The sequence below is a fragment of the Chromohalobacter canadensis genome (genome assembly GCF_034479555.1).
In the GTDB taxonomy this organism is placed as follows: Bacteria; Pseudomonadota; Gammaproteobacteria; order Pseudomonadales; family Halomonadaceae; genus Chromohalobacter; species Chromohalobacter canadensis.
In genome coordinates, this window is the sequence record NZ_CP140151.1 from 1,297,411 (window position 1) to 1,319,421 (window position 22,011).

At 60.1% G+C, this 22,011-nt stretch carries 14 protein-coding genes, 2 tRNA genes and 3 rRNA genes; 3 read left to right on the plus strand and 16 right to left on the minus strand.

Going from position 1 to position 22,011, the window contains the following annotated elements:
• Window positions 1–21: 21 nt before the first annotated feature.
• From SR908_RS06190 to lldD, 9 genes are all read right to left on the minus strand, one after another.
• On the minus strand, window positions 22–252 hold the full coding sequence (locus SR908_RS06190; RefSeq protein ID WP_246919092.1) for a hypothetical protein: 231 nt from the start codon (window positions 250–252) through the stop codon (window positions 22–24).
• A gap of 116 nt (window positions 253–368) precedes the next feature.
• A 5S ribosomal RNA gene (gene rrf, locus SR908_RS06195) occupies window positions 369–484 on the minus strand.
• Between the two features lie 109 nt (window positions 485–593).
• A 23S ribosomal RNA gene (locus SR908_RS06200) occupies window positions 594–3,482 on the minus strand.
• A 210-nt stretch (window positions 3,483–3,692) separates the two neighbouring features.
• Window positions 3,693–3,768 (minus strand) — tRNA-Ala (locus SR908_RS06205).
• Between the two features lie 215 nt (window positions 3,769–3,983).
• Window positions 3,984–4,060, minus strand: a tRNA-Ile gene (locus SR908_RS06210).
• Window positions 4,061–4,258: 198 nt separating this feature from the next.
• Window positions 4,259–5,798: ribosomal RNA gene (locus SR908_RS06215) — 16S ribosomal RNA — on the minus strand.
• Together the 16S, 23S and 5S rRNA genes with 2 tRNA genes alongside form the textbook arrangement of a ribosomal RNA operon.
• A gap of 495 nt (window positions 5,799–6,293) precedes the next feature.
• Window positions 6,294–9,149 (minus strand): FAD-binding and (Fe-S)-binding domain-containing protein, encoded by a 2,856-nt coding sequence (locus tag SR908_RS06220; protein WP_246925463.1) that lies wholly within the window; start codon window positions 9,147–9,149, stop codon window positions 6,294–6,296.
• On the minus strand, window positions 9,146–9,784 hold the full coding sequence (locus tag SR908_RS06225) for an HAD family hydrolase (RefSeq protein ID WP_179702998.1): 639 nt from the start codon (window positions 9,782–9,784) through the stop codon (window positions 9,146–9,148). Before SR908_RS06225 ends, SR908_RS06220 begins: the two co-directional genes overlap by 4 nt.
• A gap of 101 nt (window positions 9,785–9,885) precedes the next feature.
• The gene (gene lldD, locus SR908_RS06230; protein WP_097021792.1) at window positions 9,886–11,040 is read right to left on the minus strand and encodes an FMN-dependent L-lactate dehydrogenase LldD; all 1,155 of its coding nucleotides are present in this window, start codon (window positions 11,038–11,040) and stop codon (window positions 9,886–9,888) included.
• 373 nt (window positions 11,041–11,413) lie between these two features.
• Between lldD and SR908_RS06235 the strand changes: the two genes are divergently transcribed.
• A complete protein-coding gene (locus tag SR908_RS06235) occupies window positions 11,414–12,190 on the plus strand; it encodes a GntR family transcriptional regulator (protein ID WP_246925483.1) in 777 nt (258 codons plus the stop codon).
• Between the two features lie 33 nt (window positions 12,191–12,223).
• Here the strand turns inward: SR908_RS06235 and SR908_RS06240 are convergent, their stop codons facing one another.
• The 3 genes from SR908_RS06240 to SR908_RS06250 all read right to left on the minus strand — a co-directional run bounded on the left by SR908_RS06240 (window position 12,224) and on the right by SR908_RS06250 (window position 14,960).
• Window positions 12,224–12,895 carry a metal-dependent hydrolase gene (locus SR908_RS06240; protein ID WP_246925487.1) on the minus strand — a complete coding sequence of 224 codons (672 nt, stop codon included), beginning with the start codon at window positions 12,893–12,895 and terminating at the stop codon, window positions 12,224–12,226.
• 129 nt (window positions 12,896–13,024) lie between these two features.
• Window positions 13,025–13,564, minus strand: coding sequence for a gamma carbonic anhydrase family protein (locus SR908_RS06245; RefSeq protein WP_246925489.1), 540 nt, complete (start codon window positions 13,562–13,564; stop codon window positions 13,025–13,027).
• 55 nt (window positions 13,565–13,619) lie between these two features.
• The gene (locus SR908_RS06250) at window positions 13,620–14,960 is read right to left on the minus strand and encodes a sodium-dependent transporter (RefSeq protein ID WP_097021788.1); all 1,341 of its coding nucleotides are present in this window, start codon (window positions 14,958–14,960) and stop codon (window positions 13,620–13,622) included.
• Between the two features lie 154 nt (window positions 14,961–15,114).
• On the opposite strand from SR908_RS06250, the gene prlC reads away from it, so the two are divergent.
• Together prlC and SR908_RS06260 are read left to right on the plus strand one after the other, a co-directional pair.
• On the plus strand, window positions 15,115–17,166 hold the full coding sequence (prlC, locus tag SR908_RS06255; protein WP_246925494.1) for an oligopeptidase A: 2,052 nt from the start codon (window positions 15,115–15,117) through the stop codon (window positions 17,164–17,166).
• Window positions 17,167–17,233: 67 nt separating this feature from the next.
• Window positions 17,234–17,494: a YheV family putative zinc ribbon protein gene (locus SR908_RS06260; protein WP_246925497.1), complete on the plus strand. Its 261-nt coding sequence runs from the start codon at window positions 17,234–17,236 to the stop codon at window positions 17,492–17,494.
• Window positions 17,495–18,265: 771 nt separating this feature from the next.
• On the opposite strand, the gene sodC is transcribed toward SR908_RS06260, so the two are convergent.
• The 4 genes from sodC to yddG all read right to left on the minus strand — a co-directional run bounded on the left by sodC (window position 18,266) and on the right by yddG (window position 21,831).
• On the minus strand, window positions 18,266–18,796 hold the full coding sequence (gene sodC, locus SR908_RS06265; protein WP_246925513.1) for a superoxide dismutase [Cu-Zn] SodC: 531 nt from the start codon (window positions 18,794–18,796) through the stop codon (window positions 18,266–18,268).
• Window positions 18,797–18,868: 72 nt separating this feature from the next.
• Window positions 18,869–19,717: a methylenetetrahydrofolate reductase [NAD(P)H] gene (gene metF, locus SR908_RS06270; RefSeq protein WP_246925517.1), complete on the minus strand. Its 849-nt coding sequence runs from the start codon at window positions 19,715–19,717 to the stop codon at window positions 18,869–18,871.
• 155 nt (window positions 19,718–19,872) lie between these two features.
• On the minus strand, window positions 19,873–20,877 hold the full coding sequence (locus SR908_RS06275; protein WP_246925521.1) for a cation diffusion facilitator family transporter: 1,005 nt from the start codon (window positions 20,875–20,877) through the stop codon (window positions 19,873–19,875).
• A 57-nt stretch (window positions 20,878–20,934) separates the two neighbouring features.
• Window positions 20,935–21,831, minus strand: coding sequence for an aromatic amino acid exporter YddG (gene yddG, locus SR908_RS06280; protein WP_097021782.1), 897 nt, complete (start codon window positions 21,829–21,831; stop codon window positions 20,935–20,937).
• Window positions 21,832–22,011: the final 180 nt, after the last annotated feature.

The window sequence follows — 22,011 nt, forward strand, 5'->3', positions numbered from 1 at the left end:
CCAAGCGATCAACGCAATACTTCAGTCCTGCGCATCCTCGGCTGCATTTTGAATATCCTCGCCCGCTTCTTCCATGCTATCGCCAGCATCATCCATAGCGTTATCTACGGACTCTCCAGCCTCTTCTGCCGGCCCCTCATCGTCACATGCCACGACACCGACTGCCGTCATGCCAATGATCAGTGCCAGGGCCATTTTGCGAAGCCATTCACTACGCAGCATACTATTCTCCTTAATGGTGACGTACTCCATGTACGACGCTTACTAAAGCATAGGGTACGACAACAGGCAAATAGCACGACGTCACGGCATCCGCATAGCCATAAAAAAACCCCAGCTTCGCATGAAGCTGGGGTTTTAGAATAAATGCCTGACGATGACCTACTCTCGCATGGGGAAGCCCCACACTACCATCGGCGCTAAGCGGTTTCACTGCTGAGTTCGGCATGGGATCAGGTGGGACACGCTCGCTATGGTCGTCAGGCGAAACAGGTGTCGTGGCCCTCAGGGCCACAACGCAATCGGGAATAAGCTGACGCGATCGTCTCACACGCATCCGGGATCGGCTCGTCACCAGACCCTTTGGGTGTTATATGGTCAAGCCTCACGGGCCATTAGTACACGTTAGCTCAACGCCTTGCAGCGCTTCCACACCGTGCCTATCAACCAGCTGGTCTCGCTGGGCCCTTCAGGAGGCTCGAGGCCTCGGGGAGATCTCATCTTGAAGGGGGCTTCCCGCTTAGATGCTTTCAGCGGTTATCCCGTCCGCACATAGCTACCCGGCAATGCCACTGGCGTGACAACCGGAACACCAGAGGTGCGTCCACTCCGGTCCTCTCGTACTAGGAGCAGCCCTTCTCAAATCTCCAACGCCCACGGCAGATAGGGACCGAACTGTCTCACGACGTTCTAAACCCAGCTCGCGTACCACTTTAAATGGCGAACAGCCATACCCTTGGGACCGACTTCAGCCCCAGGATGTGATGAGCCGACATCGAGGTGCCAAACACCGCCGTCGATGTGAACTCTTGGGCGGTATCAGCCTGTTATCCCCGGAGTACCTTTTATCCGTTGAGCGATGGCCCTTCCATACAGAACCACCGGATCACTAGAACCTGCTTTCGCACCTGCTCGACGTGTCTGTCTCGCAGTCAAGCACCCTTATGCTCTTGCACTCGATGCACGATTTCCAACCGTGCTGAGGGTACCTTCGTGCTCCTCCGTTACGCTTTGGGAGGAGACCGCCCCAGTCAAACTACCCACCACACACTGTCCTCGACCCGGATAACGGGCCCAAGTTAGAACGCCAATGATGCCAGGCTGGTATTTCAAGGGTGGCTCCCCTGGGACTGGCGTCCCAGGTTCCAAGCCTCCCAGCTATCCTACACAAGCAACATCAGCATCCAGTGTGAAGCTATAGTAAAGGTTCACGGGGTCTTTCCGTCTAGCCGCGGGGACACCGCATCTTCACGGCGATTTCAATTTCACTGAGTCTCGGGTGGAGACAGCGTGGCCATCATTACGCCATTCGTGCAGGTCGGAACTTACCCGACAAGGAATTTCGCTACCTTAGGACCGTTATAGTTACGGCCGCCGTTTACCGGGGCTTCGATCAAGCGCTTCGCCGGAGCTAACGCCATCAATTAACCTTCCGGCACCGGGCAGGCGTCACACCCTATACGTCCGCTTACGCGTTAGCAGAGTGCTGTGTTTTTAATAAACAGTTGCAGCCACCTGGTATCTTCGACCGGCTCGAGCTCAGGACGCGAAGTCCGTCACCCTATGCCGGCGCACCTTCTCCCGAAGTTACGGTGCCATTTTGCCTAGTTCCTTCACCCGAGTTCTCTCAAGCGCCTTGGGATTCTCACCCTGACCACCTGTGTCGGTTTGGGGTACGGTCGCATGTGATCTGAAGCTTAGAGGCTTTTCCTGGAAGCGTGGCATCGATGACTTCCAGACCGTAGTCTGTTCGTCTCGCCTCTCGGCCTTGAGGATCCGGATTTCCCTGAACCCTCGGCCTACCGGCTTTCACCAGGACAACCAACGCCTGGCTCACCTAGCCTTCTTCGTCCCCCCATCGCAATCACATCCGGTACGGGAATATTAACCCGTTTCCCATCGACTACGCCTTTCGGCCTCGCCTTAGGGGCCGACTCACTCTGCTCCGATTGACGTCGAACAGAAACCCTTGGTCTTCCGGCGTGCGGGGTTTTCACCCGCATTATCGTTACTCATGTCAGCATTCGCACTCGTGATATCTCCAGCGCGCTTCTCAACGCCCCTTCACAGACTTACACGACGCTCCTCTACCACTCATCCAGAGGATGAGTCCGTAGCTTCGGCACCTGGTTTGAGCCCCGTTACATCTTCCGCGCAGGCCGACTCGACTAGTGAGCTATTACGCTTTCTTTAAAGGATGGCTGCTTCTAAGCCAACCTCCTAGCTGTCTAAGCCTTCCCACATCGTTTCCCACTTAACCAGAATTTGGGGGCCTTAGCTGACGGTCTGGGTTGTTTCCCTTTTCACAACGGACGTTAGCACCCGCTGTGTGTCTCCCACGCTGCACTCATCGGTATTCGGAGTTTGCCTCGGGTTGGTAAGCCGGGATGGCCCCCTAGCCGAAACAGTGCTCTACCCCCGACGGTGATACGTGAGGCGCTACCTAAATAGCTTTCGAGGAGAACCAGCTATCTCCGGGCTTGATTAGCCTTTCACTCCGATCCACAGCTCATCCCAGCATTTTTCAACATACTTGGGTTCGAGCCTCCAGTCAGTGTTACCTGACCTTCACTCTGGCCATGGATAGATCGCCCGGTTTCGGGTCTATATCCAGCGACTCATCGCCCTGTTAAGACTCGGTTTCCCTACGCCTCCCCTAGTCGGTTAAGCTCGCCACTGAATATAAGTCGCTGACCCATTATACAAAAGGTACGCAGTCACAGAACAAGTCTGCTCCTACTGCTTGTACGCATACGGTTTCAGGATCTATTTCACTCCCCTCGCCGGGGTTCTTTTCGCCTTTCCCTCACGGTACTGGTTCACTATCGGTCAGCCAGGAGTATTTAGCCTTGGAGGATGGTCCCCCCGTCTTCAGTCAAGGTTTCACGTGCCCCGACCTACTCGATTTCACCAATGCGGGTTTTCGGTTACGGGGCTATCACCCACTATGGCCGGCCTTTCCAGGCCGTTCACCTAACCGTGCATTGACTTAAGGGCTAGTCCCCGTTCGCTCGCCGCTACTTAGGGAATCTCGGTTGATTTCTTTTCCTCGGGGTACTTAGATGTTTCAGTTCCCCCGGTTCGCCTCCCAACCCCTATGAATTCAGGGTGGGATACCCAGCTGATGCTGGGTGGGTTTCCCCATTCAGAGATGCCCGGGTCGTAGGTTGTTTGCCACCTCACCGAGCCTTATCGCAGGCTACAACGTCTTTCATCGCCTCTGGCTGCCTAGGCATCCACCGTATGCGCTTCATCGCTTGACCATATAACCCCAAAGGGTCTGGCCTGGCGACGAACACGATTTTGCCGGATACGCTTGAGACGTATCGTCTTGCTTTGTCAGCTTATTCCACATTGTTAAAGAGCATTAGAGCAAAAGCTCTAAGCGGTAGGCTTTGCGAGAAAGCATACGGCTTAGGGCTTGATTGATATCGACTGTCGGGATGGTGGAGTGTTGGCACCCATCCTGTAAATGGTGGAGCCTACCGGGATCGAACCGGTGACCTCCTGCGTGCAAGGCAGGCGCTCTCCCAGCTGAGCTAAGGCCCCTCTTCTTGCGTCGACCTTTCCTCTCATTCGGCGTTGTGCGCCTCGTTCACTCAGTCATTTACTCGCGTAAACTCCCTCGCTCACTCGTTGCACGCCTTGGCTGAGAGAAAATCTCTCGCAATAAGACGATAAAGGAATTCATGTGAGACTAGGCGAAAGACAGCGTCGTATAGCCTGCTATACAAGGTGTCTTTCAACGACGTATCACGCAAATTTGGTGGGTCTGGGCAGACTTGAACTGCCGACCTCACCCTTATCAGGGGTGCGCTCTAACCAACTGAGCTACAGACCCAGCACCATGCTAACTGCTAAGCCTGTGGTACTCGGCCGGCCGACCTCACCCTCCTTTCCATCAAGGTCAGGGGGTGTGCTCCAACCAACTGTGCACCAAACCCGGCTTACCACTGGGTCTAGGACCCAAACAGTCGTTGCTCTATTCGATCAGGTAATTCATTGTGAGCGCTTACCCAGGGGGGGATGCGCGGTCGTTTAAGGAGGTGATCCAGCCGCAGGTTCCCCTACGGCTACCTTGTTACGACTTCACCCCAGTCATGAACCACACCGTGGTGATCGCTCTCCCGAAGGTTAAGCTAACCACTTCTGGTGCAGTCCACTTCCATGGTGTGACGGGCGGTGTGTACAAGGCCCGGGAACGTATTCACCGTGCCATTCTGATGCACGATTACTAGCGATTCCGACTTCGCGGAGTCGAGTTGCAGACTCCGATCCGGACTGAGACCGGCTTTTCGGGATTAGCTTCAGCTCGCGCTTTCGCAACCCTTTGTACCGGCCATTGTAGCACGTGTGTAGCCCTACCCGTAAGGGCCATGATGACTTGACGTCGTCCCCACCTTCCTCCGGTTTGTCACCGGCAGTCTCCCTAGAGTTCCCGACCGAATCGCTGGCAAATAGGGACAAGGGTTGCGCTCGTTACGGGACTTAACCCAACATTTCACAACACGAGCTGACGACAGCCATGCAGCACCTGTCTCTGCGCTCCCGAAGGCACCCCGGAATCTCTTCCGGGTTCGCAGGATGTCAAGGGTAGGTAAGGTTCTTCGCGTTGCATCGAATTAAACCACATGCTCCACCGCTTGTGCGGGCCCCCGTCAATTCATTTGAGTTTTAACCTTGCGGCCGTACTCCCCAGGCGGTCGACTTATCGCGTTAACTGCGCCACTAAGTCCTCAAGGGACCCAACGGCTAGTCGACATCGTTTACGGCGTGGACTACCAGGGTATCTAATCCTGTTTGCTACCCACGCTTTCGCACCTCAGCGTCAGTGTCAGTCCAGAAGGCCGCCTTCGCCACTGGTATTCCTCCCGATCTCTACGCATTTCACCGCTACACCGGGAATTCTACCTTCCTCTCCTGCACTCTAGCCTGCCCGTTCCGGATGCCGTTCCCAGGTTGAGCCCGGGGCTTTCACACCCGGCGTGACACGCCGCCTACGCGCGCTTTACGCCCAGTAATTCCGATTAACGCTTGCACCCTCCGTATTACCGCGGCTGCTGGCACGGAGTTAGCCGGTGCTTCTTCTGCGAGTGATGTCGTCCGTACCGGGTATTGGCCGGCACGCTTTCTTCCTCGCTGAAAGTGCTTTACAACCCGAAAGCCTTCTTCACACACGCGGCATGGCTGGATCAGGCTTTCGCCCATTGTCCAATATTCCCCACTGCTGCCTCCCGTAGGAGTCCGGGCCGTGTCTCAGTCCCGGTGTGGCTGATCATCCTCTCAGACCAGCTACGGATCGTCGCCTTGGTAAGCCGTTACCTTACCAACAAGCTAATCCGACATAGGCTCATCCAATCGCGCGAGGTCCGAAGAGCCCCCGCTTTCTCCCGTAGGACGTATGCGGTATTAGCCTGAGTTTCCTCAGGTTATCCCCCACGACTGGGTAGATTCCTATGCATTACTCACCCGTCCGCCGCTCGACGCCTCCTAGCAAGCTAGGATCGTTTCCGCTCGACTTGCATGTGTTAGGCCTGCCGCCAGCGTTCAATCTGAGCCATGATCAAACTCTTCAGTTGAAAGTCTGATAGTCCGTTGAGCGGACCAAACTTGGTTCAAGACTAAAACGTTCTCAAAAAGATCCGAAGATCCTTGACGAGTCGTTTGCCTTGATAGGTCGTGACTGGCACCCCTATCCTGAGCAAACGCCCACATGAATTACCTGATCGATTGTTAAAGAGCTGCTTGCGTGTGCCCGATGGGCGCCTCGCAAGGAAGGCGTATTCTACCGAAAGCGCCGTGATTGTCAAGGCGTTAGCCGAGGTGACAATCGCTGACATCGCTTTGAACCGCGGCGTTGTCAGGGGCCTTTCGAGGTGCGGCGCATTTTACCGAATCCGGCGTCACTGTCAAGCGAGAAAAACCAACCAACGATTCGAATTTCTCAAGCAAGTCAGCCACTTGCGCCACCCTTCCACCGCTGGCCACGAGGTCCGTCGCCGGCAGCGGATGCGTACTTTACGATCCACAGAGGATGAACGCAAGGGTATGATTTAAAAATAGTTGCCTGGCTCTTATGTGGCAACGTTTTCGGCCACACAGGGACGACTGACTTCATGGAGCAGATCGAGAATCGAGCGGTAGGGAATACCAGCATGCTGGCTCAGCCCCATCTCACAGGTGCGCGAGTTGGAGTAGCCCACCTCGCAGCCACGCACCGCGTCGGCCAGCCCCCGTAGTGCCGCGGCATTCAGCTCAGGAACCATGAAGCCTTTATCGCCGGCAAATCCGCAACAGGTGATCTCCGGTGGTACCACGACCTCATCGGCGCAGTGTTCGGCGAGAGCGAGAAACTTATCGCCCAACCCCATGCACGTGCTTGAGCAGGTGATGTGCAACGCGATGCGTGCCCGCTTCGGCGTAATCTCCAGGCGCGGCAGCAGGTGGTCGTGTGCGAACGCGACAGGGTCTTGCACCGTCAGGCGCGCATCGAGCCGCTCACTCATGCGCTGCGTACAGGGGCTGGTATCGCATAGTACCGGATAACGCCCATTCTGAGAGGCCATTAACAACTCGCGGTTGAGCTCGCGCGCCTTGTGATCCGCCTCGTCGAAATAGCCCCGAGATTGAAATGCCATGCCACAGCAAAGATGCCCAATCATCGCGGGAATGACCACCTCGTAACCGGCCTTCTCGAGTAGCGCCAGGGTCGTGCGCGTCACGGCATCGTTACCCTTATCTCCGCGCGAGACACCGAAGACTCGCGTAGCGCACGCCGGTAGGTAGACGACCTTGTCACGCTTGCCACCGACCGCCTTTCCCGCCCGACGCTCCAGAATGCGCACAGGTGCTGGCCCGGGAAGGCTAGGCAGCCATTGCGGCAGACGCTCACCGCTGAGTCGACGCACGCCCTGCGTCCAAGCGCTCATCATGCCCGTACCCAGCACACCGTGCGTGGTATCTGCGAGACGCAACACGCCTCGCCCAATGCGGGTCGTGCCGGAAAAGTGACGCCCGACCAGACGGGCCGTGCCGCCTCGCTCAACGACCTGGCGATGGCGCCATTCACGCACGAGATCGCCGGTGTTGATACCGACCGGACACTGCGTGGCGCACAAGCCGTCAGCCGCGCACGTATCGATGCCCTGATATTGGTAGACGTCGCGCAGTGCCGTCAGACGCGATGCGTCCTCTTGCCCGCCCGACACCTCGAGTCGCGCCATCTCACGCTGGATGACGATACGCTGGCGCGGTGTCAGGGTTAGCTCGCGGGATGGGCAGACGGGTTCACAAAACCCGCACTCGATGCACTTATCCACAATGGGATCGGCGGCCGGCAACGGCTTGAGGTTGTGGAGATGTAGCTCGGCGTTGCGACTCAGGATGACATCCGGGTTGAGCAGATGCTCGGCATCGAAGAGCGATTTGATCCGCCACATCAAGGCATATGCCTCGGCGCCCCATTCACGTTCGACGAAGGGGGCCATGTTACGCCCCGTGCCGTGTTCTGCCTTGAGTGAGCCGCCATACTCGTCGGCCACCAGAGTCGCCACGTCCTCCATCAGAGCAGCATAACGCTGCACCTCGGCAGGCGTCTCGAAGCCCTGAGGAAAGACGAAGTGCAGATTGCCTTCCAACGCATGGCCGAAGAGGATGGCGTCGTCATACCCATGCCGCTGGAATGTCTCGGTCAGCGCCGCCACGCCTGCCTCGAGGTGCTCGAGAGGAAATGCGACATCTTCGATGATGACCGTGGTACCGACATCGCGTATCGCCCCTACCGCAGGGAACAATCCCTTACGCACTTTCCAGTAACGCGCATAGGTTTCAGGGTCTCGCGTGAAGCCCAGCGGTTCCAGCGTCTTGAGCCCTTCGAGTGCCACATGTACGGCGGCAATACATGCCTCCAGCGCGCTTTCCTCCTCGTCACGCACATCGATGAGCAAAGCGGTCGCACCGGCGGGCAGCGTGTCGAGGCCTGCCGGCATACCAGGTGCCCCTTCCACGGCGCGCAATGCCGCCCGATCCATCAGTTCCACTGCCGACACCGGCGCCGACTTGAGCGCGAGCGTGGCACGACAGGCCGTCGCCATGTCAGGGAAGAAAGCCAACGCCGCCGTTTTCAAGGGCGCGTCCGGCACGGTGTCGTAGGTGATGGCACTAATGAAACCCAGCGTCCCCTCGGAGCCGATCATCAAGTGGGCGAGAATATCGAAGCCATCCTCGAAATCGACCAGGCTATTGAGGGCATAGCCAGTAGTGTTCTTGAGCCGGTACTTGTGGCGAATGCGCTCGGCCAGCGGCGTATTCGCCCGCGTCTCGCATCCCAACGTCTCCAGCGCCTCGAGCAGTTCGCCATGTGAGGTCCGAAACGCCTCGCGGCTCGCCGCATCGCCGGTATCCAAAAGCGTACCGTCGGCCAGAATGACGCGCATATCGCGGAGCGTGCGATAACTGTTCTGTGCCGTGCCACAACACATGCCCGAGGCATTGTTGGCAGCGATGCCGCCGATCATGCAGCTATTGATCGAAGCGGGATCGGGCCCGATCTTGCGCCCGTATGGAGCCAGCAATTGATTGGCGCGCGCGCCGATGATGCCTGGCTGCAATCGAATCGCCCGACCCTCGTCGAAAATCCGGTAATCCCGCCAGCCCTGGTTTAGCTGAATGAGCACCGAATCGGTCACGGCCTGCCCGGAGAGCGACGTCCCCGCCGTGCGAAACGTCACCGGTAAGCGCCGATGACGGCATTCGGCCAGCACACTCATCAGCTCTTCTTCACTGTCGGGGCGTACGACCACCTGCGGGATGAGCCGATAGAAGCTGGCATCGGTACCGTAGGCGAGCAGGCGAAGCGGATCGTCGATCAGCTTATGCGCGGGCAACCTTTCACGCAGCGCTTCAAGCAGCTCTCTATAGGGCGCGTTCATCGCGGGTTCCGATTATCAGAAGACGGCGGACGCAGTGCATCGAACTCGGCCAGGGCATCCTGGAGTTCGTCGAGGCCACGCACCTGAGTCGCCGTCATGCCAAGTTCGCAGGCAGCTTCGATGCACTCGGGATTGTCGTCGAAGAAACGCACCTGATCGGGCCTCACGTCGAGCGCGCGACAGACAAACTCGAAGGCCTCGGGGTCGGGCTTGCGCGCGCCGATCTCATGGGAGGCGAAAGCCTTCTCGAAGGGCACATCAATACGGTAGTCATCGATCAGCCGCCGCCAGTGAACGGGGTTGGTGTTGCTGAGTATAGCGCGACGGTAGACGGGACGGATGCGCTCGACCAGTGCCATCGCGCCCGCATAGGGTCCCCGCATCCAGTCGTCGAACACTGCCAGGAATGCCGTTGGCGACATGTCCAACTCGAGTGCCTCAAGCGCCGCCCGGGCAAAGCGTGTGCCATCGTCCCCACCAGTTTCGAACGGCGTGATCGCTTCGAAGCCCATCCAGAAGCGCCGCGCCTGCTCGGCATCGAAACGCCCCTGAGTCAGCTCAACTAGCCCGGATGTGCCACGCCAGTCGACCAACACCCCGCCAGCGTCGAACAGCAATACTGTTTCGTCGGCCATTCGTCTCTCCCCGTTCATGTCGTCCCATCAGCATGGTGCACGATCGTCTCCCGTTCACGCGCTGACGTTGACATAGCACACCGAGAGTGGAGCACACCCGATCAATCAGCGCCGTGGCTTGCACCAGACACCAGTGAACCCGCACCCAGCTCGGCGATGGAGCGCGCCCCGGTAAGCGTCATCGCGACCCGCATCTCCTTTTCGAACAACTCGAGCAGATGGGCAACGCCCGACTCCCCGGCGGTTGCGAGTGCATAGATGAATGCGCGCCCCAACAATACAGTATCAGCCCCCATGGCGATCATGCGTACGACGTCCAGCCCATTACGCACGCCGGAATCGGCCAGAATGGCCAGATCACCTTTAACCGCGTCAGCGATGGCAGGCAAGGCACGCGCGGTAGAAGGCACACCGTCTAGCTGGCGACCGCCATGGTTGGAAACGACGATGCCATCCGCACCGAAGCGAACCGCATCACGGGCGTCTTCGGGGTCGAGTATCCCCTTGATGATCATCGGGCCATCCCAGAACTCACGAATCCACTCCAGGTCTTTCCAGGAGATAGCGGGGTCGAAATTGTTACCGAGCCAGGCGATATAGTCCTCGAGCCCCGTCGGTTGTCCGCGATAGTCCGAGACGTTACCCAAATCATGGGGGCGGCCATGAAAGCCCACGTCCCAGGCCCAGGAAGGATGCGTCACGGCCTGGAGCATGCGCCGAGCTGCCGCATGCTTGCCGCTCATTCCAGAATGGGCATCGCGATAACGCGCCCCCGGCACGGGCATGTCGACCGTAAAGACCAGCGTCTTGACGCCGGCGGCCTTGGCGCGCTCCAGCACATGCTTCATGAAGCCCCTGTCCTTCAGCACGTAGAGCTGGAACCAGAGAGGGCGATCGATTGCCGAGGCCACCTCGTCGATGGGGCATACCGATACCGTCGACAGCGTGAACGGTACGCCTTTCCCGGCTGCTGCACGCGCCGCCTGTACCTCGCCGCGTCGGGCATACATCCCGGCCAGCCCCACGGGGGCAAGGGCCACTGGCATGGCGAGGGATTCGCCGAACAGTTCGGTCTCCAGGGACAAGCTGGACATGTCCTTCAACACACGCTGGCGCAATGCGATACCGGCAAGATCCTCGACATTGCGCCGCAGCGTCTGCTCGGTATAAGCGCCTCCGTCGGCATAGTGAAAGAGAAAGGGCGGAATACGTCGCTTGGCGGCTTGGCGATAGTCCGTAGAGGCTGAAATGATCATGACGAACCCTGTGCAAGTGATGCGCTATCGTTGAATGGCCCTAGAAGAGTCGTGCCGAACGCTCGGAGCGTGGTGGTAACAGAGTGGTTAAGGCATAGGCGGACGAAGATATGGAAACGGCACCTCACCACCTTTCTCTATTGGTTTTACCAATTTACAAAAATGGATAGATACAACTCTATGAGCGTGTACTGAAGAGTGTCAATAAAGAACCCATCTATTGCACAGAAATGGGTTTAAACTTTAGTCAAGGCCGTAGTGTCAGGCCCTATACGAAGGCTGGAGTAGCGTGGAAAGATTGCGTAAAATTGGTCATACCATTTATTGGCTGGCTTTACACCTGTCATCAACCACCGAGTAACGAGCGACGCTCATGGCCCCACAACACCTCAGACAACCGCGTCTTGCCGACGTAATCACCGAGCGGCTCGAGGCCATGCTGCTCGAAGGCAGCCTCAAGCCGGGAGAGAAGCTTCCTCCCGAGCGTGAACTGGCGGAGCACTTCGGCGTTTCGCGCCCTTCCCTGCGCGAGGCCATCCAGAAGTTAGCCGCACGCGGCCTGCTCACCAGCCGCCAGGGCGGCGGCACCTTCGTCTCCGAACAGCTCAGCAACAGCTATAGCGATCCGCTGCTGGAAATGCTGACGCGGCACGGAGAGTTCAATCTCGACCTGCTCGAATTCCGCGACGCCCTGGAAGGCATCTCAACCTATTACGCCGCCTTGCGTGCCACACCCGACGATAAGGCCATGCTGCAAACGCGTTTCGAGGAACTCGAGGCCAGCTATCGGCACCCCGACCGCAGCAGCGATCCCATGCGCGAGGCCCGTGCCGACGCGGCTTTTCATCTGGCCATCGCCGAGGCGGGTCACAACGTCCTGCTCTTACACACCATGCGCGGGTTGTTTCACCTGCTGGAGAAAAGCATCGTCGCCAACCTGGCCCATCTGTTCGAGAAGCCGGACTCCCGCGACCGCCTCATGGACCAGCATCGTGCATTGTTCGAGAGCATCGTCGCCGGCAACGCCGACGAAGCACGGGCACGCGCCCACGAACACCTGGCCTTCGTCGAGAAGGGGCTGCTTGAGCTAGAGCGCGCCGAGACACGCGCTCAGCGCGCGCAACGCCGTTCCCAAGGGTTGCCCGAGTAGCCTACTCGACGCTGCCTCGTCAGGCGCGCCAGGTCATAACCATGACGCCACGCCCCGATTCACCAGCGCCAGCAACGTGGGCCAGGGCGGTAACCACGGCGCCAGGGCAATGCCCAACAACAGCCACAGCACGGCGTTGCCAGGTTCGCGGTAATCGAAGAGTTTGAAGGCGGTACCGAAGGAACGCTTGAGCCGCGAGCCGACCAGATCAACGCTGTACAGCTCGTCGAGCAAGAGATGGACCAGCGCCCCCCCGCTCAGCGCCAGGCCTTGGGCCCAGGCCATCGGTGCAGGCTGAGCCAGCAAGTGGAAACTCATCGCCGCTGTGCCCATGCCGCACAACAGGCTCGCGAGCAACGAGTGCCAGATGCCGCGATGCACGGTGAAGCGCTTGAAGATTGCGCCGGCCAGGTAGCGTACGCCGAGATACAAACCGCCACATGCCAGGACCAATGGGCCCGGCGCCAGGCGCGATTGCAGCCATAGCGCGCCGGCAATCACTGCCAGGACGGCCAGCAGGGTGAAAATCAGACGAATGGCGTGTGAATGATCGGAGTCGATATCGGGCAGGATGCCGCCAAACGCCGTCAATACCGCCAGAGGCCAGCCCTCGTTGAAGCTCCAGAGGCTTGCCTGCCAGCCGGCATAGGCGGCCAACGCGCCACCCCCCAGGGCAACGCCGAAATGTGTACGAAAGTTGGCCATGGCCCGCCCGGGACGCCCTCGACAATACTGGATGAAAAACCAGATTATGGGGCTTTGTGACGAGACAAAACAATGCGTTAAGCAAGAAAATACCGCCTCGGGCGGGCCCTGGCACACGCGGGCGTGTCGTTATACGGGTGGCTGGGCCAGGTACTCGTCCTTGAGTTTTACGTAATTCCCCGCCGTGTAAGTGAAGAACGCTCGCTCGGCTTCCTTGAGCGCCCTGAGCGGCTTCGCGGGATTGCCCGCATAGACCTGCCCGCTTTCCAGGTGCTTGCCCGGCGTTACCACCGCCCCGGCGGCAATGATCACCTCGTCCTCGACGATTACGCCATCCATGACCGTAGCGCCCATTCCCACCAGCACATGGCTGCCAATGGTGCATCCGTGCAGCAGTGCCTTGTGGCCCACCGTCACATCATCGCCGAGCGTCAGTGGATAGCCGTCAGGGTTGTAATCGCTGGCATGGGTAATGTGCAACACGCTGCCATCCTGAATGCTGCAACGCGCGCCGATACGGATACGATGCATATCGCCACGAATCACGGTCATCGGCCATACCGAGCAATCGTCACCCAAGGTGACATCACCCAGCACGACACACGCCGGATCGATATAGACACGCGCACCCAGGCGCGGCGTCGTCCCTTTGAACGTCCGCAATGTCATCCACTCTCTCCTTTATTCCATTCATGGTGACCAGGCAGTTAATGGTGGACGGGCATCACCATAGCGCCGACAACAGCACGATGACGACCAGCGGAATCGACACGTAGCGTACCAGTCCACGCCATAGCCGGAACCCGCCGGGGCCCGCGTCCAGCGAGCGCATGGCGGTGTTCGCCGGCATGACCCAGGCGGCGAAGATGGCGATCAATAATCCACCGATGGGCAGAAAGAACTCCAGCGGCACGGTGGTCACCAATTCGAAGAAATTCATGCCCGCCAGCCATTTCACCTCCGACAGACTCGAGAACGAGAACACCGACAGTAAGCCGACCAACCACACCGATGAGCCGATCAGCGCCGCCGCCTTGCCGCGCTTGAGCCCGGCATCGGTAAGGATCGACACTAACGGCTCGGCCAGGTTGATCGACGAGGTCCATGTCGCCAGCAGCAGCAGCAAGAAGAAAACACCCAGCCACAACGGCCCGCCCGGCAGGTCAGAGAAGGCGATGGGCAAGGTCACGAACATCAACCCCGGCCCCTCGGCGGGATCCATCCCCTGCGAGAACACCACCGAGAAGATCGCGATGCCCGCCAGCAACGCCACGGCGACATCCAGCACCGCCACCGCCGCCACGGCACGCGGCAGACTCTGGTGATCGGGCATATAGGCACCATAGGCCATCAGCGCGCAGGCGCCTACCGCCAGGGTAAAGAAGGCGTGACCCATGGCATTGAGCACCACGCTCAAGGTGATGGCCTCGAGATCGGGTGTGAACAGCCACGCCATCGCGGTGCCGAAACCGTCGGTGGTCACGGCGTAACCGACCAGCACCACCAACAGGATGTAGAGTAACGGCATCAACAGGTTATTGAGCCGTTCCAGACCGCCGGAAATACCAGCCGCGACCACCGACATGGTCAGCAACATGAACAACGTATGGTTAAACGTCATGCGCAGCGGATCGGCGAGGAAGGCATCGAAACTGGCGCCGATCTCATCCGGCGTGCGACCGCTGAAGTTACCGTTGACCGATTCTATCAGGTACTCGATCGACCACCCCGAGACCACCGAATAGAACGACAGGATTAAGAACACCGTCAGCGCCCCGAACAGTCCGAGCCAACGCCAATGCGGCGACACTCCCGCTTGGCGCGCCAGATGCGCCAACGATTGCATCGGCCCGCGACGGCCGGCTCGCCCCACGAGGATCTCGGCCATCATGATCGGCAGCCCCAGGATCAGCACGAACACCACATACAGCAGCAAGAACGCCGCCCCGCCGTTTTCGCCCGTCATGTAGGGAAAGCGCCAGATATTGCCCAGGCCGACCGCCGCCCCGGTCACCGCGAGAATGAAGGCGCGTCGTGACCCCCAGCGTTCCAACGTTTCACTCATGGCGTTGTTCCCCTCGTCGCACGACTCATGGCGCACCCGCGCCGAAAGCGCCAAGCCTAGCAGGCGCGCGGTTGACGGCCAATTGCCGTGACATTGAAAGCGGCCGGCCCCACCCCCACTTATGCTCCATTCACACGTTCATATCGAGGTGCCCATGTCACGCAACCCCTTGCTCGAATCGCATGTCCTGCCGCCGTTCGATGACATCCAGCCCGAGCATGTGGTGCCGGCCATCGAGCAGCTTCTGGCGGAAAACCGCCGTGACATCGAGGCCCTCGCCAACCAATCACAGGTCAGCTGGGAGAGTCTCGTAGCGCCGCTTGAGGCTCTCAACGACCGCCTCTCGCAGGCTTGGTCGCCGGTGTCGCACCTCAATGCCACCATGAACAACGACGCGCTGCGCGAAGCCTATCAAGCGTGTCTCGCCATGCTCTCCGACTACAGCACATGGCTGGGGCAGCATCAGGGTCTCTTCGACGCCTTCACGCGCCTGAAAGAAAGCGACGAGTACGCCCGCCTCGAGGAAGGCCAGCAGCGCTCCATCGACAATACCCTGCGCGACTTCCGTCTCGCCGGGGTCGATCTGGCCGAGGACAAGAAGCGCCGCTACGGCGAGATTCAGGCACGCCTGTCGGAGCTGGCCAACACCTTCTCCAACCATGTGCTCGACGCCACCCAAGCATGGCACAAGGATTTGCCCGACGACTCGCGCCTGGCCGGTCTGCCGGAAAGCGCACTGGCAACGCTCAAGGCCAACGCCGAAGCCAAGGATGTCGAGGGGTATCGCATCACGCTCGACTTCCCGAGTTTCTACCCGGTGCTTTCCTTCGCCGACGACCGCGCGCTACGCGAAGAAGTCTATACTGCCTTCGTGACTCGCGCCTCGGACAAGGGCCCGCAGGCCGACCGCTTCGACAACGCACCGATCATCGAAGAGAGCTTGCGCCTGCGCCGCGAATTGGCCGAACTGCTCGGCTTCGCCACCTACGCCGACTATTCGCTGGCCACCAAGATGGCCGACTCGCCCGAGCAGGTACTCGGCTTTCTCAACGATCTGGCCGAGCGTGCGCACCCCCAAGCCCAGCGCGAATTCAACGAACTCGAAGCCTTCGCCCGCGAGTCACTGAGTCTCGAGACGCTGAAGCCGTGGGATATCGGCTATGCCAGCGAGAAGCTTCGCGAGGCACGCTATGCCATCTCGCAAGAACAGCTGCGCCCCTATTTCCCGGCCCCCAAGGTCATCGAGGGCCTGTTCCAGGTAACCGGCACGCTCTACGGCATCCGCTTCGCCGAGCGCGACGACGTGCCGCGTTATCATTCCGATGTACGCTATTTCGAGATCCTCGACGGTGACGCCCCGATCGCCGGCTTCTATCTCGACCTTTACGCCCGCGAGGGCAAGCGTGGCGGTGCCTGGATGGACGAATGCCGTGTGCGCCGTACCCGCGAGGACGGCAGCCTACAATTGCCGGTCGCCTATCTGACCTGCAATTTCACGCGCCCCGTGGGCGGCAAGCCGGCGCTGCTCACCCACGACGAAGTGCTCACACTCTTCCACGAATTCGGCCATGGCCTGCACCACATGCTGACGCGTCAAACTGTCGCCGATGTGTCCGGCATCAACGGCGTCGCCTGGGACGCGGTCGAGCTGCCCAGCCAGTTCATGGAGAACTTCTGCTGGGAGCGCGAAGGGCTGGACATGATCGCCGCGCATGTCGATACCGGCGAGAAGCTCCCCGATGCTCTACTCGACAAACTGCAGGCCGCGCGCAACTTCCAGTCGGCCATGGGCATGATGCGCCAACTCGAGTTGTCACTGTTCGACTTCCGCCTGCACCATGAACTCGAAGCACCCGATGCCGGCGAGGTCCAGGCCCTGCTCGACGACGTACGCGACCAAACCTCCGTCACGCCGCGCGTCGACTTCAACCGTTTTCAAAACGGGTTCGGGCACATCTTCGCCGGTGGCTACGCGGCGGGCTATTACAGCTACAAATGGGCGGAAGTGCTCTCGGCGGACGCCTACAGTGCCTTCGAAGACGCCGGCATCTTCGATGCCGCTACGGGCAAGCGTTTCCGTCAGGAAATTCTCGAACGGGGCGGCTCGCGCGACGCCGCCGCGCTGTTCAGCGCCTTTCGCGGCCGCGCGCCCAGCATCGAACCGCTGCTTCGCCACTCCGGCATCGAGAATGCCGACGCGGCCTGAGACAGCCTTTTGCAAGCCTTTTCCAACCGGGCCTCGCGCCCGGTTGCCATCGTGAGAGGACTCCAAAATGACGGCCAACCCCAAGCGTTTCATCGCCGGCGCCATATGCCCGCGCTGCGCGGCCATGGACCGCATTCGTGCCTGGGAGCATAACGGCATCCGCTACCGGGAATGCGTGTCCTGCGATTACCTGGAGCAGCTAGCCATCGATGAGAATGGCTTCGCCGAAAACCTCACCACGCGCGTCAACCAGCCACGCGAGGACGACACCTCCGACGACATCCAAACCGTGCGTCTAATCGATCCGAGTGACGGCAAGACGCACTGATCCCTGACCACGCCGCATCGCTGCGGTATAAAGCAAGACGATCGAGTAGGAGGGGGAGTTGCCTCCCCCGTCCTCTCACACCACCGGGCATACGGATCCGTACCACGGCGGTTCCTGTACCCCATTATTGGGCTGAGCTTCGTTCCGCTGAATTCGCCCGCCTGTGTGCTCTGAGCGCTTCGACAGTCTTTGGGCTTCCGGCCCGCCATACAGTTATCGAGAGCCCTCCGAGGAGGCTTCTGCTCGTACACACCAGAGAGCGGTCAACTATCCACTCGTGACAGGTTCAGCCCTTCAGCTCTTGGTTAGAGAGCCTACTATGGCCTCTGCTGACTCCTGTTCGCCCATCCCGACACCTCACGGTGTCGGTAGCCAATGGCAGGCGAACAGGCCTCCCAGGGTAAGACGCGCGACCTTCCTCCCATCTACCCGCCGCATCTACTTCCACATCTTCCGGATAGCTATTGGGCTTCGAGTTTCATGGCCCTCTCGCCCAGATGTGGCTGCCTCATATGCGATTCCTGTTCGTCGGGCCAGGAGTTTGCCTACAGCTTCCTTCAGATTCCGCCTCGCGGCGGACACCCTTGCTGTTCAGCTAACGGTTCCCGCTATCAGGGTCCGTAGGGGACTTTCACCCCCAAGTCATCCAGCCCACCACCACGGCGGACCGGATAGCGCCTAATCGGCGCTACGCGCCATGCCTGGCGCACCATGAAAAAGGCTCCCGTTGAGGAGCCTTTTGGTTACCTACCTACTGTGTCGAGAAAACGATTACTCGGACAACGTTCCGCAAGCGACGCGCTTGCCTCCGCCACCCAGTTTGGGCTCATCGGAATAATTGTCACCGCCGGCATGAATCATCAGGGCACGGCCTTCCAAGTCGGAGGCTTCAAGACGCGGCGCCAACACCGGTGTCGTAGCGTTGCCATCCTCGTCGACCATCAGCACCGGCAAGTCACCGAGGTGTCCTTCCGCGTAGGGGCCCTGGTGCGTGCCCGTGTCTTCGGGGTCATAGTGACCGCCGGCGGCACCTCCCGGCACCGTCTCACCGTCTTGCTCCGACGGCTGGCAGCTCGGGTTCATATGCACGTGAAAGCCGTGCATCCCCGGCTCGAGGTCCGAAAGATCCGGTGTCAGCAGCAAGCCGTGATCGGTGTCCTTGAGCGTTACGCTGCCGACGCTGTCGCTGGTGCCCTGGGCATCGACCTGGTGCATCTCGATGTCATGTTCCGCTGCCTGGGCGCTGCCCAGCATCAACAGGGCACTGCCGATACCGAGCGCAATACGAGGGGTACGTAGCATGCCTTTCTCCTATCCATGGGTGAGACGTCTACCCCTGTCAGGCTAGACGAAGAGCACGCTAGACGCCATGCATCAGCTATCGCAGCGCAGGTTGTCGAGCACTCGCAGCGCCGGCGTCGCCTGGTTGAGCGTATAGAAATGTAGCCCCGGGGCGCCGCCGTCGAGTAGACGCTGACAAAGATTCGACACCACCTCCTCGCCGAACGCCTGGATGCTTTCGCTATCGTCGCCGTAGGCCTCGAGCTGCTTGCGGATCCAGCGCGGAATGTCCGCCCCGCAGGCATCCGAGAAACGCGCCAACTTGGTGTAATTGCTGATCGGCATGATGCCCGGCACGATCGGCGCCTCGACCCCCAGCGCGCGGGCCCGCTCGAGAAAATGGAAGTAGGCGTCGGCGTTGAAGAAATACTGCGTGATGGCGATATCGGCACCGGCTTGCATCTTGCGCACGAAATTCTGCAGGTCGTGCTCGTAACTGGGCGCCTGAGGATGCGCCTCGGGATATGCTGCCACCGCGATCTGGAAATGATCGCCGGTTTCATCGCGGATAAACTCGACCAGCTCGTTGGCGTAACGCAGCTCGCCCATGCCGCCCATTCCCGAGGGTAGGTCGCCGCGCAGCGCGACCAGGTTGGTGATTCCCGCCTCGCGGAAACTATCCAGACGCTCGCGCAACTCGCCCTTGTCGCTGCCGATGCAGGACAAGTGCGGCGCAGTGTCGATGCCACACTGGCGCACTGACTTAACGGTCTCGAAGGTCCGTGCCTGAGTCGAGCCCCCAGCGCCGTAGGTGACCGAAAAAAAACGCGGGCGCCGCTCGGCAAGCGTGTCTCGCACGCCTTTCAGCTTTTCCCGTCCGGCATCGGTATTGGGCGGAAAGAATTCGAAGCTGATGCCCAACGGATGTTCGCGAGTACTCATCGATGCAACCCTCTTCATGACATGGCGCGACCGGCATCGGGTCACGTTCGTATTCGATGCCGCGCATTCTGCCGATCCCCGCCCGCGCTGACCAATGAAAGTTTCGCGGCTTGGCATTAATCCGGGTCATGGTGCCCGATGTCCCGCTGCGCGCCTCAAGAATGGGTAGTCGACGTCACCTGGCAGTCGCCCCCCGTCAGGCAAGCCTCACCTTCGACTTGCAAGGTGGCATGGCTGATCCCGAAGCGTTCCTGCAAGCGCGCATAGGCAGCCTGAAGCATCACCTGGTGCGACATGTCATCGCGCACCACCAGATGCAGACTCAGTAGTGGATCCTGCGGCGTCAGCCCCCAGACATGCAGGTCATGCACACTCACCACACCCTCGATGTCTTCCAGCGCCGCTCGAATCTTGTCGACATCGACGCCTTCCGGTGTACCTTCGAGCAGGGTATGGGTCGAACGGCGCAGAATTTTCCAGGCCGCGCGTAGAATCAAGGCCGCAGCCAGCACGGAGAGCAAGGGATCGATGGGCGTCCATCCGGTCAGCATGATCACCACCGAGGCCGCAATCGCCGCCACCGATCCCAGCAGGTCGCCCATCACGTGCAACAGCGCCCCACGCAGGTTGAGATTCTCCTGATCACCGCCGTGCAGGATCTTGAACACCACGAGGTTCACCAACAAGCCGAGGATCGCGATGGTCATCATCGGTCCGGCCAGCACCTCTATCGGCTGCGTGAAACGTTCGATGGCCGCGATGAATATCCACACCGCGATCCCCAGCAACGTCAGTCCATTGATGAAGGCCGCTAACACCTGAAAGCGCTGGTAGCCGAAAGTACGCCGCTTGTCCGGTGCCTTGCCCCCCATGTAGAAGGCGAACAACGCCAGCCCCAGCGAAAAGCTGTCGCTGAACATGTGCCCGGCATCAGCCAGCAACGCCAGCGAGCCCGACACCCAGCCGCCAATTGCCTCCGCCAACATGAAACCGGCGGTCAAGTACATGGCCCACTTGACGCGCTTGGCGCTATCCGCGGTGACCGTGGGCGCGTGGTCGTGGTCGTGGTCGTGGTCGTGGTCGTGGTCGTGGTCGTGGTCGTGGTCGTGGTCGTGATGATCATGCGCCGCATGATCGTGACCGGAAGTCGAATGTCCCATGCCGTCCTGCCTCTCGGTAGCTTTCCTCCAGTGTAATGTCTGGAGTGGACTTCAGGGTCAATCCGTCGATCCAGTGCCACGTCGAGGCACGCGTAACCAGCCACTGCCGATGAGCATACCTAGCGTGATCAGGCCCGCCGCCAGTACCAGCCAGGCGGTTGCCGAGGCATAGCCGGTCGCGATCAACACCAGAGTGGATAGCAGAGGCGTAAAATAGGCCAGCAGCCCTAGCAAGCGCAGATCGCCATGCTTGACGCCCACATCCCAGGTAAAGAAAGCGCTACCCACCGGGCCGAGGCCCAGACCAATCACGCCCAGCCATCCGATGCCTTGCGGCCACCGTGAGGGCTCGAACAACCAGTGACACAACGCCGCCAGCACGGCCGTCGCCAGGCAGAATCCGCCCACGGCCGCCGTGGGCACCGCGCGATTGGCGCGCGACAAAACGGAGTAACCGCTCCACAGGAAGGCGCAGGCAAAGGCAGCGACGTAGCCCACGGCGCTCCCCGAGGCACTGACATCGCCTCCCACCAGCAAGGCAGCGCCCACGAAGCCCAACAGCGCTCCCACGACGTGGCGTGCACGCAGTCGCTCACCGGGCAGCAGCGCCACGAACAACACAATCAAAAGCGGCCATAGATAGCTGATCAACCCGGCATTGGCCGGTGGTGCATTCTGCTGGGCGACGAAATACAGGGCGTGATAGCCGAACAGCCCGCCGACACCCAACGCCCAGACGCGCGGCGGCTGACGCAGCGGCGCCCGCAGCGACTCGCCGCGTAGTCGCAACCAGACCATGAAGCACACGAACGCCAGACCGAAGGCCAGCGCGGTGAGCAGAAACGGCGGCACCGGCCCCGCCAATTGCGTCAACGCCGCCAGTAATGCCCAGTTGAGTACCGTGGTGGCACCGATCAGCGTGGCCCGGCGAGACGCGGACGACTCGAGCGACATGATTAACTCCCATGTGACATGAACGCGAGCTCCCAGGCTGCCACGCCCACACGCCACAAACTTGTCGAATCCTGACCCGAGGACTGCCGCATTAGGTGCATTACAAGCGCCTCAGGGACAGGTCAAATCCAGGGCTGCCCAACAAGGCGCATAACGGGCATCATGGGCGTTCATCATCAG